Origin of the sequence: Mesorhizobium sp. M1182, assembly GCF_040318335.1 — a bacterium.
Classification (GTDB): domain Bacteria; phylum Pseudomonadota; class Alphaproteobacteria; order Rhizobiales; family Rhizobiaceae; genus Mesorhizobium.
Window position 1 is genome coordinate 1 of sequence record NZ_JAMYMD010000016.1, and the last position, 14,312, is coordinate 14,312.

The following is a 14,312-nucleotide window of genomic DNA, read 5'->3' on the forward strand; positions in this document are numbered from 1 at the left end:
GCTCGTCAACCAGATAGAACCCAAACACATTCGGATTGCCGAGGAAGGGGGTCATTTTCTCGATGAAGGATGCGGTTACGCCCTCATGCTCGTTGAGGTACACCAGGCCTTTCATGCCGTCCGGCAATGCGTCGACCAGCGAAACATACTGAACGTCAGCCAGATTGAAGCCGGCGGTTGCGATTTCGGTGGCGGATCCACCCGATGCATAGTGCAGAGTTGCCATCCATAATCCCTCATTTTGATTCGATAGCGCCCCGCGGATGTCTGCCTACTAGAGGGTGTATATTAGCGCCAAATCACATACCTGCAGGCTCTGATAGAATGGTTGATCGCCAATAGGAATGCTGCACGGAAGGAGTAACTTCCATGGACATAATAAATAAGTAACAAGAATATGATCCCATCAAAAGGGCCGTGTTTTATCCAGCCCATCTGGTTAGATTGAAAGACAGATAGTTAAATATCTAGAGCGTATCTTGCAGATCGCTGAAATAAACTTGTAAATTATGTTTCTATCTAACTGTTCACCCGCGCATTGAGAGATCAGACAGACGTTCACCTAAGAGCCAGACCCCTCCACAGTCTCAATCCCGCAACCAATTAGTTGTGGATAATTCGTAGGTGTCCGCGCGTTCGTCGCGTGAAATCGGTCGGCAGATCAGGTCGCCGGCGTCGGAACGGTCCGAATCGGCTTATCCGCTGGTCGCAAGGAGGCAGGTTGCGCCAGGAGTTGTGGCTGAGGGGTCGACTATCATGCCTGGTAGCACAAGCGGGACAAGCTGAGGCGCGAACCCGGACCGGGAGCTTAGGAATCCGACGCGCCCAGCGTAGAGCAGCCGTACAACGCACGACTGTCGGAAGCGCTTTCTTCGGTTGCCTTATCAGTTGCAAGTCCGGCTTGGCCGAACCCCTAGAGTTCGAGGCGCAATTCATCACCGTACCCGTTCCTATGCACCACCAGATGCCGTCGAGGCGGTTCGCGATACCCGTAAGGCCGTGATCCCCATGCAGTTTGCCTCATTCAAACAGACGAGGACAGTATGCAAGCCTCCTCCTACCGTATCCTTTCACGCGCACAGAAGTAACGAAGCAAAACCATGAAAGCAGATGCGAAAGGCAGTTACTTCACGCGACCGGAACACGGCGCACGGACGGGAGCTTCGGGATGAATCCGCATCTCGTTTGTGTGGGAGGCGAAGATCACGCCCTGAGAATTCCGTTCCTAATGTCGCTGCGCGAAAGCGGCTTCCGGGTCACGGCAGTTTCAACCGGCGATGAGGCTGCGTTTTTGCGGCATGGCATTCCGCATCGCCGCTACGGTTTCGACCGATTTGCCAGCGGCACTGGCGAGTGGACCGCTGTAAGAGCGATTCGGAAATTGCTTGCGGAACTTCGGCCTGACATCGTCCAAAGCTTCGATACCAAGCCTAACCTGCTGACACCCATTTCGGTGCGCGGAACGGTCCCGGTCGTGCGCACGATCAACGGCCTGGGCTGGACATTCTCATCGTTGGAACCGCGTGCTCTGGCCTTACGTCCAATTTTTTGCGGACTACAATGGCTTGCCTCCTTCTGGACGGCAGCGACGGTATTTCAGAATCGGGACGATGAGGCTTTCTTCAAGCGCTTTCGATTGATTGAACCTGGCAGCGGAAGAGTGATCCGCAGTTCTGGCATCGATGTCGATGCGTTCGCTATGGCGAGGCATCTTGCTCCGCCGGCGGCGAAAATGCGCCAGGAACTCGGGCTCCAGTCAGCAGAGATCGTAATTTTTGTGGGCCGGCTAACCCGCCAGAAGGGCATCCCGACGCTGCTCCAAGCAGTCCCCCGCGTCCTTTCTAAAAGGCCTAATGCGCGTTTCGTGCTTGTCGGCCCTTGGGAGTCCGAAGGTCCATTTGCATTCGACAAGTCGGAAATCGATAGACACGCTCCTCATATCATCGCGCTAGGCCCACGACGCGATGTTCCAGCCCTTCTTGGCATGGCCGACGTGTTCGCCTTCCCCACACAATATCGAGAAGGAATCCCGCGCGTCCTGCTCGAGGCAGGGCTGGCGGGATTGCCCATGGTCGCCTCAAAGATGCCCGGCTGCAATGAGGTGGTCGAGGATGGATGGAACGGCTACCTAGTCCAACCCTACGACGCCGATGGCCTTGCATCTCGAATAGTCGACATCCTGTCCGACCGCAGTCACGGAAAAATCATGGGCGGTCGTTCTGTCGAACTCGTCCGTGAGCAGTTCGCGCTGCCGCGGGTGGTCGCTCAGTATTGCGATCTGTACGAAAATATCCTTGGCGCCAAATCCCACGGTGGCCTCGCCCGACCGGCGTATCCGGTCTTAATTAGAGACGATGCTGTCAGCGGTAGATTGGATGTGCGCCGATGATCCGGGACGCGATCCTGGCCTGCGGGCTCGCAACGACCTATGCGGAGCAACTCGACATTCCCGGGTCGCCCTTGGGGATTGGCGAACTGTTCCTCGTGCTTTGGATCATGCTGTCGATCGCGCGCGTCCTTGCCGGCGGTCGCCTGGAGACCAGGCCGGCGCTGACACTCCTTGCAAGTTACTGGACGATCATGGCGCTGGCTCTGGGGGTCGGCACCGTTGTCGGCTATCTGACCACAGTTCTATACCTGACGGGCCTGATGCACGATACGATGGCCTACCTGCTGTTGGTCAGCGTCACCTGCCTTGCCGCTGCAGAACCCGACGCCGACCGCCATCTCCGTCGTACTGGCTGGTGGGTCGTGGGTATCGCGAATATGGCCCTTGCCATTCAGCTGGGACAGGGCTGGGGCTGGATCCCCCGAGCTGGCGTCGATCCCTGGTACTGGGACCGCTTTCGCGGCTGGTCGCACAATCCAAATCAGCTCGCGCTCTACTGCGCAATCTTTGGCCCGCTAGCCTTGCATCTTGCGACCACCACCAGCAATCGATGGGGCAGGTTTCTTGGGATCGCCAGCTTGTTCCTAACCTTCTATGTCGGGAGGCTGACAAAGAGCGATACCTATTTGTATACCAGTATCCTGACCTGCCTGACGTTCCTCGGGCTGCGGATCAGGACATGGCTCAAGACCGGTGGCAACAGGGGCAGCTTTTCACGGCAAGCCGTCCTCCTGTTGCTCGTCGGTATCCTTCCGTTGGCGATCGCGATAACCCCCTACGCCGTGACGGAGGCGAGCGTCCTCGAAAACTTCGCCAAGGGCCTGACCAAGGACAAGGGCGGCGAGGCCACTGCCGAAACCGCCGCACTCCGCGTGCATCTCTGGGACGAAGCAATAGAGAAGGGCGCGGAATCCGGGTCGTTGGGCCTTGGTCCAGGTCCGCATCTCGAGCGCCCATCAGTGTTCGAATCGCAATTTCTGGAACGACCCTTCGAGGCTCACAACACGATCCTCGACCTGTACACTCAAGGTGGACTTATTGCGGTTCTGGCGCTGGTCTGGATCGTCAGCGCCGCCATCGTGTCGGTATGGCGTGCGAAGCTCGACGCGCTGTTAGCGCTCGTGGTGTCAATCGCTATTTTCGGAATGCCGCACCTGATCATCCGTCACCCGATCGTGTGGTTTGCGCTGACCATCTGCCTTGTCGCCGGTGCTCCGAAAGCAGTTTCTGCAATCTCCAACAATCCGGGTTAATGGCATGTGTGGTATTGCCGGAATTCTTCTTGCCCCCGATTCAGCCGACACGAAGCCGCTCAAGGCAATAGAGCAAATGACGGCCGCGCTTCGTCACCGCGGACCGGATGGCGAGGCATTCTGGATACACAGCGAAGCCGGGCTTGCCTTCGGTCACAGGCGTTTGGCCATTGTTGATCTGTCGGAGGCGGGCTGCCAGCCAATGCATTCCGAAAGCGGCAGATACGTCATTACGTTTAACGGCGAAATATACAATTTCCGCGATCTGCGCTGCGAGCTGGAAAGTACAGGTAGTCATTTCAGGGGCACCAGCGATACCGAGGTCATGCTTGCCGCCATTGAGAATTGGGGCCTCGAAAAAGCACTCACACGCTTCGCCGGAATGTTCGCGCTAGGACTATGGGATCTGAAGACGAGGACGCTCCATCTCGCCCGCGACCGAATGGGCAAAAAGCCGCTTTATGTCGCCTCAACACGTGATGCGCTTGTTTTTGCCTCTGAGTTGAAGGCGATCACCCGTTTTCCAGGTTTTTGTCAGGAGCTCGATATCAATGCGGCCGCGGCGATGCTTTCGAACGGATGGGTACCGGATGACAGCTGCATCTGGCGAGGCGTGTTCAAATTACCGCCGGGTTCGGTCCTGTCGGTGACGGCCGCTGACTTCGCCGCGTCGCGAAGTGCCGCCTCGCTAGCGCATCGTATTCGATACTGGTGGTCGCTAGCCGAAACCGCCGCCAAAGGGCGGGCGGAGCAGGTCGTCGGCAGTGACGAAGAACTTACCACTGAACTGGATGGCCTGCTTCGACTTGCCGTTCGGGAGCGCATGATCGCTGACGTTCCGCTCGGGGCCTTCCTGTCGGGCGGAATAGACAGCTCGACGGTTGTAGCCCTGATGCAGGCTCAATCGGACAAGCCGGTGCGCACGTTCACGATCGCTTTCGGAGAGGGCGGGTTCGATGAGGCTCCCCACGCGGCGGAAGTCGCGCGGCATCTGGGCACCGACCATACCGAACTCCACCTTTCGGCTGCCGTAGCGCGCGAAGTCATTCCAGAATTGCCGCAGATCTGGGACGAGCCTTTCGCTGACGAATCGCAGATACCAACTCTGCTGGTGGCGCGGCTCGCCCGCCGGCACGTTACGGTGGCTCTGTCGGGTGACGGTGGCGACGAATGCTTCGCCGGCTACGCCCGCCACTTCATGGCTGCCCGCCTGCGACGACAGCATACTCTGCCGTCGGCACTGCGTCGGGCGCTCGCGGCAGGCACTGGGTTACTGGCCCGTGCAGCCCGTCACGATCTCGTCGGGAAGCTGCCGCTTTCGGAGGGTGCACGGCATGCGCTGCGGGGCGACCGGCTGGATCGCCTCGCTCAGCTACTCGCTGCAGCCGATGAGGACGAGTTGTTTCGGCGACTGACGAGATCGTCGACCGAGAACCTCAGCCTGCACCAGCCCCCCTCATCAATCCACGTCGAGCACCGGCTTGATGGGCTGCTGTCCCGTCTTTTGTATGACGATATGGACGGCTACCTGCCCGGCGATATATTGGTGAAGCTGGACCGCGCCAGCATGGCCAACAGCCTCGAGGGGCGGTGCCCGCTACTCGATCATCGGGTTGTCGAATTCGCCTGGCGCCTGCCGACGAATACCAAGGTTCGTAATGGCAAAGGTAAGTGGATCCTTCGTCAGCTGTTGCGCCGGTACGTTCCGCAGCGACTGATCGAGCGGCCAAAGCAAGGTTTCGATGTTCCTATAGCAGTCTGGCTGAGGGGCCCGCTGCTCAGTTGGGCAAACGATCTTGTCGCCGATATGCGCATCTCCGGAGACGGAATTTTCGACCTTGCGAAGGTGGATGCGTGCTGGCGCGGTCACGTCGATGGCAGGCACGACCATTCTCGCGAATTGTGGCCGGCTTTGATGTTCCAGGCCTGGCACAACGAGGCAAGGCGGCCATCGCCGCCAGCAACGGGTTCTCGCGTGCCCGAACTTACAGGAGATTAAGATGGAAGGGTCCATAGTTAGCCGCATCCACCTTCCGCACGTTACCGAAATGCACTTGCCTGCGCGCGAAATCACTCCGCGCATGAAACGGCCGTTACGTGAGCAGATGGACACGCAAACCCCGCTCCATCAGCTCCTCGTTACCCTCTCAAGAAAAAAGTGGTTCCTCCTGGCCATGGTCGTCGCAGGCGGTGTCTTGGCCGCGCTTGGAGGGCTTGCACGGCCTGCCCTATACGAGGCCACCACGCAGGTAATCGTCGACGCACCTAGTAGAGCAGCCCCTGCCGGCGGCTTGATCTCTGCTCAGGATCAGCTGGATTCCAGCATTGACGACCATATCACCATGCTCTCATCGCAAAGCCACCTGCGAAGCGTAGTGGCAGCGCTGCGCAAAACGGATGCTGCCAATGGTGCTAAACAGGCTGGTGCTCGAACCGGAAACCATCCTCCGAAGCCTGTTGGCGTCGAGCCGCTGAATTTGCGCTCGGTTCCAGCCGATTTGCTGGCCAAAATTTGGCCGCGAAGCACGCCGGCGGCGCCAGATGCGGCTGAACTCAAGGTGCTGCGTGAAGGTATGAGGATCGGCCAGGAGCTGCGATCGAGAGTTATCAGTGTCGGCTTCACCGATCACGATCCGGCGCGAGCCGCTCTGATCGCCAACACGTTCGTCGAAGTGTATATTGGCGATCTGGCAAGGAAAAGCCAAGCGTCGGACAGGCTGGAACTCGACTCGATAGTCTCCGGGCTGCCGACTATACAAAGCAGTCTGGCAGAAGCGACCGATCGTCTGGAGAGATATCGGTTGAGCCATGGCGCGGTCGATCAAGGTGCGGCGGACAATGCTGCCAAGGAGACAGCCGAACTCACTCAGCAAATTTCCTTGTCGAAAGCGGACCTCTCCGCAACGGAATCCCGACTCCAACACATTCAGGACTTGCGAAAGGGGGGCGCGCCCGTTGCCTCGGTAGCCGAAGCCATCGGATCACCCTTGCTGGCCGATCTCTTGGCAGGCCAGGCCAACGGCACGGCAGATGAGAATGTCACAAATGCGATCGATCGTGAGATCGAACAAGAAATCGCCCGCGTCGCTGCTGAGGCAAACATCTATCGCTCCCAGATTGCGGCGCTGCAAAAGCGTAAGGATGTCCTAGATGCGGTTGTGGCCGATACAGCCGGCCGGCTTTCCGGACTGCGTGCTCTCGAGCCGCAGGTCAGCATCCTGACGCAGCGCTACAACGACCTTTTGACCCGGCAACAGGACTTGATGCGGCGTATTGCAAGTCCATCCCCCGGAGTCAGGCTTCTCTCAGCGGCGTGGCCCCCTACCAATCCAACGACTCTTTCGCCAATTTTTCTTATTCCGCCTGGCATGGTCGTGTTTGGCCTGATTGGAGGGATTTTCATACTTGTCCGCCAACGCTTCGATCGCACTTTGCGCGGAGAGGCCGAAGCTGAAGCAGCGCTCAAGGTTCCGTGCCTCGGGCTAATACCCCAGGCTCCCACAACGCACGCGAAGCGACTGCAGCAGCTGGTTTCAGGCCAGCAGGGGTGCAGATACAGCCGCGCCGTGACGTCCCTGCTTGTCGCCGCGGCGCCCCAACAGGCAAGGGATTACTCGAACATAATCTTGATAACATCCTGCGGTGAGGATGATGGCAAGACCGAGCTCGCATGGAGCATGGCCTTGGCGGCCACCAGACTTGGAGGGCGAGTACTCTTCATTGATCTGGACCGCACGGACCACCGCCTTACGGGCGAGTTTGTGAAGGAATTCAGCGCACGTAAGCCGCACAATTTTTTCGGAGACTATGTGAGTGACCGTTGTGCACTGCACGATGCGATAGCAGGAATGTCGGCGATCGGGATCGACTTCATGGCGCTCGCACCGTCGGAGGATCTGCTGCCCTTGCTGTCCAGTGTCGACGGCTCCCCTTTCAAAGATGAACTGCACTCGATCTATCGGGTCGTCATCATAAATGGACCGCTGGGGCTTGAGGGACCAGAGGCCAGGCTCCTGACAGGCTGGGGTGACGTGGTTCTTTTCGCCGTTCGCTGGGCGAAAACGCGACGCAGCATCGCGCGAGGCGTTCTGGACCTGCTTGCGGGCGATGCACCAGCTTCGGTCCCCGTCGCAAGCGTTCTCACGAAGGTTAATCTCAGGAAGCACGCTGGTTACCGGTTCGGGGACAGCGCTGACCTCTTGCTGGAGAGGACATGACGAGCGCGGCTCTTGTTGTTGCGCACTTCCCGCTTGGTTGAAAATCACCGCGCTAGGCGCTGCGCCGATCGGCTGCTGGGCGCGGGCCATCCGGCAGTAGCTGGGGTTGTCGCGGAGAGATCCATCCGGAGCGTGGGTCCGAAGTGTCACAACGGAACCTACGGCCAGGAGCCGCCGGACGGGCATTCATGAATTCCGGACCCCATCTGAGGCAACGCGCCTGACGCCGTCCTTCGTCTGCTTGGCGTTCACCGCGCGCCTAGTGGTGTCGAAATCACCCTTCACGCGGACCCGCTCATCGCTGCTTGGCTTGGCGATGAATCCGTAGCGCAGGTGACGAGACTTTGTCGATCTTTGCCCAGAGTGCGCTCCCCCCCATCGTCGATGCATTCCTGACCGCGTATGCCCATGCCGGCAACCGCGATGGTGAAATCGCAAGGGCAGTCAAACCTTGCGCAATCCGTTGCGCTTTGCTTCGCGGCAGGGCGCGCACGAACTCACTCACGCTACCTGGTTTCTCTCCCTTTCGGAAAAAGCTGTGGACGATGTCTTGTTTCAGGAATTTGGCGAGATTGAACGGCTCCCGCTCGCACTTGCTCAATTGCAAGCCGTGCCGCTGACATATGGCATCGAAGGCTTCTTTCGTCCATCGGCCGATGTGGTTTGGTGGCATGTCTATGAGCGAGCCATGGGACTCCATGTAGTAAGTTCTGTTTTCATTTGGCACGGCGATAAAGGCAGATCCTTGCGCCTTCAGAAGATATTTCAATCGAGCAAAAACGTCGTCCACTTGGTCCATATGCTCGAAGACTTGAAACATGAAAATAAAGTCGAAGGACTCTTTCATAGAATCGAAGCTGTCCATCCGAAAATCGCCTGAATAGGTCTTAAAGCCTTTCGACGCCAGTACAGACCTCGCCGTTTCGTTGTAGTCGACCGCAGAGATGTCGGAAACATGGAAGAATTTATTCTTGATGCGATCGAGAAAATATCCGAACCCAGACCCCACTTCGAGGGCAGTTTTTCCGCCAGTCTTCAGGCCCGCGAGCTCTTCGATAGTCCTTGAATATTCCCATTTCATGGTCGGATAGGAAGGGTACGCCCAGGCTAAGTTATAAAATTCAACGCCGCCAGCGACGAAGGGATCTGCAAAACCGAATCCGCAATCTGCGCATTTGCGGATATCGCATGTGTTGCTGCCCCAGAGATCCGACAGGTGGCTTGTTAATTTTCGAGAGCGGTCGGGGTCCTGACGCGGATTGATGAAATGTCGAGAGGCCTCATCTGCTGTCACTTCGAACAATTTCGCGGTTGATACACTGGCACACGCCGGACAAATGGTCATCTCGCTTACCCCTAAAGGCCAGACCGAAGGAAAGCCGCCTTCGACGGTATATGATGCGCCCCAGCCCGCCCGCCGTCGCGCTCGACGATGCCGCCATGCTCAGAAGCTAAATCGTCTCAGGCTACGCAATCGACCCAGTCTCGGGCGGATCGCGAACACGTAAGTAAGAATGTGCTGGCTCGCTATTTTCATAACTGACGGGCGAAGAATTTGCATCGCATCTCGGATCGTCGCCCGCCAGGGTTGCTGGTGGAATCTGCTGGGAAGACGAGCAACCCGCAGCGCCCGTAACAGAGTCTCAGGGCAGGGAAGATGTTTACGATCCTCGATGAGGTTCCAGTTAAGCTCTTTGACGGCAAGCGTTACCTGATCGACCTCATCGAAACTCTTGGTTGTAGTGATGCTCGGGTGGTTCGTCGCGTCGTAGAAGATCAAGCCATCGTTTATCGCGACCATGTCTCCGTGGCAGGCCAGATCGACAAAGAACAGCTGGTCGACTCCAGCTGGGATTGAATTATGGGCGCGCATCAGGCAACCCGCGTGAATGACGTCGCGGTTGATCAAAAGCGTCGATGGGATGATCCCAAGGCTCCGCGTCGTGCGGACCAGATAGAGGTCCGTCAGGCATTGCTGGCTTGAGTAGACGGAAATTCGTTGCCGCCCCTGCGGTGGCAATCGGAATTTCATCCGATCGTCCTCAATTATATTGGCTGCACAGGTCATGAATGCAGCTGAGGGATGCTTGGTGGAAACCTCGGCAAAGGTCTTGAGTGCGCCCGGGGCGAGCCAGTCATCGTCATGGAGCAGCTTGATCCATTTTCCGGCGCAAGCGAGCATGGCATTGTTGGTATTCTCTACCTGACCGCGGCCCCGGCAGTTTTCGACAATTCGGATGCGAGGCTCGGTCCGCGCATACTCGGCCACGATTGCCCAGGTCGGTCCGTCCCGGCCCTCGTCGTCGCTGACGACCAACTCCCAACTGGAAAAATTCTGACTCAGAATGCTATCCATTGCCCGGCGGATCGTGTCCGGTCGGCGAAAGGTTGGGATTGCAACTGAAATGAAAGGGCGCAGTCGCGAAGCATCAGCGCGATGATGTTGGTCAACCACAGCGGTCGTTTGGAGCTGATCAAGCTGCGATTGTTTCATGGTGCTTTTCCCTCGAGATGATGACCTTGTTTTGGTATGGCAGCTCCCGCTGGTTTAATGGCATGGCTCAAAATATACAGAGAGGCCGCCGTTTTCAGTGCAAACCCGACGCCGCCGCCGGCCGCCATCAGATAAATGACCTTGAGTGGTTCCCAACCTGCCTCAGCACCGGCAAGAAGCGGACCAAACACCAGCGCCGTCCGCGCGCCGTCGACGAGAAGCCGTAGCTCCTGCCGGCGCAGGAGAGCTGGGACATCTTGAAGCGGCGTCGCCAACGCCTGCGCAGCCCCCATGAACGCCAGCGCGGTCATAATGTCTGCGGCGGGAACCCAGGGCGGGCCCAGCAGGGGGACGACAATATATGGCGCAGCCAGGCCAAGCGCCAATATTGGCAATGCAGTGAGGCAGGCTGAAAGCATCAAGAGGCCGCGTGCGGTGCCGAGCAGATGTCTGCGATCACTGTTTTTGTTCGCCTCGGAGACAAAAACATTGCTGAGCGGGGTGGCGATCAGCGTGACCGGCGCAGTCACCAGCCGCGCTGCCACTCCCAGGTAACCCGCAAAAGCGGCGCCAAACAGCGAACCAACAAGTATTGCGGGAAGATTGATAATGGCGAAACTCGCGAGAGCTGAGGGAATGTCAAATAACGGAAACTTGTATTCTCGCCTGGCGACGGCAAAGACGGTACGCCACGGCGCTCGGGCGACGCCGTGTAAGTCCTTCCAGCTCAGAATCCGAGAGCCGAGGAGTCCGATAAAAATGAATTGGCTCAGGATATGGGCATGTACCATCGACTCACCTCCGAAATGGGCGAGCCCAAAAATCAATTGCAGCAGGGCCATGGTCGCCGGCAAGATCAGCCGGCCGAGGGCGAAGTCTCGTAGCAGGCCTGCGCGCAGGCTCCAGCAGTTCATGGCTTCGACGAGACCTGCGCCCGCCATCCCAAGTGGAACGAGCCAGGCGAGGTGGCCGACCCGCGCTGGAGCGATGCTCGCCCACAGCAGTCCTGCCGCAAAGGCGAGGACACTCGTCACCGACACAGCCAGGAGAATGAGCTTAACAGTCACATACGCCCGCGCATTGTCCTTGACACCATAGAGAGAGGCCTCGAAACGCAGTGCTGCGATCGCGCCGAGGATGTTTACGATCGAAAGATAAATCGTGAAGATCCCGAAATCTGCCGGGGAATAGAGCCGGGCCAAAACGGGAATAGCGGCGACGAGAGTCAACTGACCGGCAATCGCCATGGCCGAAACGCCTCCTGCCGCGCGCAGAATACTGCCGATCGGGCTTGGAGGAACACGGGTGATTATTTTCTCGACCGTAGGAACCGTCCTGGATCTCAGAAAGTAGCTTTGGGACATGAGCTCGCGATTCCGAGGAGGCAAAATGCGGTTGACCGGAGCTTACGATGGGGCCTGAACGTCACCATCATCCATCTGAATGACATCGTTCGGCGGAGCGGCGATGTAGCGAATTCTTTGTGCTCCGGGCGGGGCACAACTGCAGCTCTGAAATTGAGACCGCTCGTTGGACTTGCCCGCGATGAACTGATTTCTGCGGGGATCGCGCGGGCATCGATGCTCGGGAATGTCGTCGTCACGTTATGCGGTACCAACTGGATCTTTTGACCAGACCAGCAGCCGCGACAAGGATGGCCGACGCGTGGATTCGTCGCTCCGACAAGGCGCGGATTACACGGTGGGCTTACACATGCATTAACGTTTGTTGCTGTGTGCTGGCTGCGATGTTCGTTCCATGAAAGTCCCGGTACCATTCGACAAAGCGTTGCACTCCGTCCTCGAGCGTTGTCGCCGGGGCGAAGCCGACAGCGTTACGAAGATCACTCACGTCGGCGCGAGTCTCCAGAACGTCGCCCGGTGGTAGAGGCACTTCCACGCGAATCGCCCGGCAGCCAAGGGCGGTCTCGATGAGCGAAATCAGCCGGTTAATCTCCTCCGGCCGGTCGTTGCCAATATTATAGACGCGGTACGGTGCAGAACTTGTGGCGGGATCTGCGGTAAGAAAATCCCAACCCGGGTCGGGTCGCGGCGGTGCAGCGAGTGCTCGAACCACCCCCTCAGCGACGTCGTCGATATAGGTGAAGTCTCGCCACACGCGGCCGGCATTGGCTACTTCGATTGGTTTCCCCTCGATAATCAAACGCGTGAACATGTAGACTGCCATGTCGGGCCTGCCCCAGGGGCCATAAACGGTGAAGAAGCGCAGTCCGGTCACGGGCAAGCAGAATAAATGACTGTATGAATGCGCCATGAATTCGTTTGAACGCTTGGTTGCGGCGTACAGACTGACAGGATGGTCTGCGCCGTGATGCTCAGAAAACGGTGTGGTTCGATTTGAGCCGTAGACGGAGCTCGACGAAGCGTAGACGAGATGACTAACGCCGAAATGCCGGCAGCCCTCAAGGACGTTGAGAAACGCCACTATGTTCGATTGCACATAGCAATGCGGGTCAGCAAGTGAATGACGCACGCCGGCCTGAGCCGCGAGATGGACAAAGTGTGAGGGGCGAAATTCTGAAAACAGCAACTGAACGCGGGCGGCATCCGCCAGATCAATTCGCATCGAAGTGAAGCCCGGCTCGGCACAGAGACGTGCAAACCGCGCTTCCTTGAGTCGTGGATCGTAGTAGGGGGTGAAATTGTCGACGCCGATGACTTCGACACCCAGACGCAAAAGCCGCAAGGCGACGTGAAAACCAATGAAGCCTGCAGCACCGGTGACGACGATCGGTCCTATCGGGGCGAGTTCCTTCACGGCGCGGTCTGACCGGGATCGGGCGGTTTCCATATTTTCCGCAGAAAGAACGGAACCACCGTTTAAATCATGATCCAATTTTTTGCCCCTTCGACGTCACTCGACAGTGTCGAATTGCCTATTCCGAGATCCCGGCCAATTGTGCCGGGATGTTATGTGCCGGGGCGTCGGCGTTCGGCACAGGTGAGCAGGCGCCGGCCATGCGCTGCGCAACGTGACCTGCCAAGCTGGTTGGAACGGCCTCCAGCACCGGTCGACCAAGCCCCGTCGCATGTGGATGCCGCCAACTAGACCCCAACAACTGCGCGGCCCTTACGGCAGGACCGAAATACGCCCAAGAAGGGCCACCAGTTCCGCCTGGCGTTTTGTTTCGGTCTTGGCGAACAGCGAGGCAAGCTGGGAACGGATCGTGGTGCGGCTGAGACGCCAGCTGCGAGCGATCTCCAAAGGTGCGTCGCCCTGGGCCAAGCGCAAGGCGAGGTGCGTTTCTGCGCTCGTCAAGCCAAACATTCTTTGCAGCGTCCGAGGATTTGGCCCCGACCTGTTGTCGCGATCCAGCAGCGCCACAATGCTCGTTCCGTCGGGAGCTATAACGCCGTTCTCGTTCAGTATCACCGGTCGGTCGCCCCTGCTGCGGATCACCACCCAAGACAATGAGCCCGGCAGGAATTGGCCCGGAACATTCGCGATCAGCCGCCTTAGGGCGGCCGTAAGTCCGCTCGCCGTGTCGGCCGCTTCGCCCTGGCGCTCAAGCGTGGTTTGGGCGGCTGCGTTCCACTCGACTACTTTTCTTTCGCGATTCAACACGAGATAGCCACAGCCAATGCGATCAAGCACGCCGGTTATGGATTCCAGACTGCGGCCTTTTGGTTCGCCGAACCTTGCGCCCAATGGATCCGATGCGCGATCGGGAAGGTGACCAGAAGAGGGCCGCGTATTCCGCGCTTCAAAATCATACTTGGTCCTCGTAACAATATACCGATTGTTCGAAGAAGCATCGACCTGTCTATCGATCAGATTCATTTTCTACCCCTAACCCAAAGTTTCACACGCCCGAAATAAGTATTCGGGATTCATGTAGTCTTCTATGTGTAGCTGGATTATAGTCTTCTATGCGCTGACGGATAATACGTTCATCATCACCTTGAAAACTTAATATGATCCGACAGTTCTAAGGCAGC

General features: G+C 58.0%; 9 protein-coding genes and 1 pseudogene. 4 read left to right on the forward strand and 6 right to left on the reverse strand.

Going from position 1 to position 14,312, the window contains the following annotated elements; genetic code table 11:
• A pseudogene (locus NKH33_RS19255) lies at window positions 1–226 on the reverse strand (calcium-binding protein); the annotation flags it as partial.
• A 942-nt stretch (window positions 227–1,168) separates the two neighbouring features.
• Here NKH33_RS19255 and NKH33_RS19260 point away from each other — a divergent pair.
• Genes NKH33_RS19260 through NKH33_RS19275 form a run of 4 tightly spaced genes read left to right on the forward strand, consistent with a single transcriptional unit; the run spans window position 1,169 to window position 7,859 of the window.
• Entirely contained in the window at window positions 1,169–2,389 is a 1,221-nt protein-coding gene (locus NKH33_RS19260) for a glycosyltransferase (protein ID WP_352472459.1), read from the forward strand.
• Window positions 2,386–3,642 (forward strand): O-antigen ligase family protein, encoded by a 1,257-nt coding sequence (locus tag NKH33_RS19265; protein WP_352472460.1) that lies wholly within the window; start codon window positions 2,386–2,388, stop codon window positions 3,640–3,642. Before NKH33_RS19260 ends, NKH33_RS19265 begins: the two co-directional genes overlap by 4 nt.
• A 4-nt stretch (window positions 3,643–3,646) precedes the next feature.
• Window positions 3,647–5,641: an asparagine synthase (glutamine-hydrolyzing) gene (asnB, locus tag NKH33_RS19270; protein ID WP_352472461.1), complete on the forward strand. Its 1,995-nt coding sequence runs from the start codon at window positions 3,647–3,649 to the stop codon at window positions 5,639–5,641.
• Window position 5,642: 1 nt separating this feature from the next.
• Window positions 5,643–7,859 carry a GumC family protein gene (locus NKH33_RS19275; RefSeq protein WP_352472462.1) on the forward strand — a complete coding sequence of 739 codons (2,217 nt, stop codon included), beginning with the start codon at window positions 5,643–5,645 and terminating at the stop codon, window positions 7,857–7,859.
• 295 nt (window positions 7,860–8,154) lie between these two features.
• Here NKH33_RS19275 and NKH33_RS19280 read toward each other — a convergent pair whose 3' ends face one another.
• The 5 genes from NKH33_RS19280 to NKH33_RS19300 all read right to left on the reverse strand — a co-directional run bounded on the left by NKH33_RS19280 (window position 8,155) and on the right by NKH33_RS19300 (window position 14,154).
• Complete coding sequence (locus NKH33_RS19280) at window positions 8,155–9,204, reverse strand: class I SAM-dependent methyltransferase (protein WP_352472463.1); 1,050 nt, start codon at window positions 9,202–9,204, stop codon at window positions 8,155–8,157.
• 99 nt (window positions 9,205–9,303) lie between these two features.
• Window positions 9,304–10,353, reverse strand: a complete 1,050-nt coding sequence (locus NKH33_RS19285; RefSeq protein WP_352472464.1) for a glycosyltransferase family 2 protein — start codon at window positions 10,351–10,353, stop codon at window positions 9,304–9,306.
• Window positions 10,350–11,600: an oligosaccharide flippase family protein gene (locus tag NKH33_RS19290; RefSeq protein ID WP_352472465.1), complete on the reverse strand. Its 1,251-nt coding sequence runs from the start codon at window positions 11,598–11,600 to the stop codon at window positions 10,350–10,352. The genes NKH33_RS19285 and NKH33_RS19290 overlap by 4 nt, the downstream gene beginning before the upstream one ends.
• A 460-nt stretch (window positions 11,601–12,060) precedes the next feature.
• Complete coding sequence (locus NKH33_RS19295; RefSeq protein ID WP_352683283.1) at window positions 12,061–13,164, reverse strand: NAD-dependent epimerase; 1,104 nt, start codon at window positions 13,162–13,164, stop codon at window positions 12,061–12,063.
• Between the two features lie 279 nt (window positions 13,165–13,443).
• On the reverse strand, window positions 13,444–14,154 hold the full coding sequence (locus NKH33_RS19300; protein WP_352472466.1) for a helix-turn-helix transcriptional regulator: 711 nt from the start codon (window positions 14,152–14,154) through the stop codon (window positions 13,444–13,446).
• Between the last annotated feature and the right edge of the window lie 158 nt (window positions 14,155–14,312).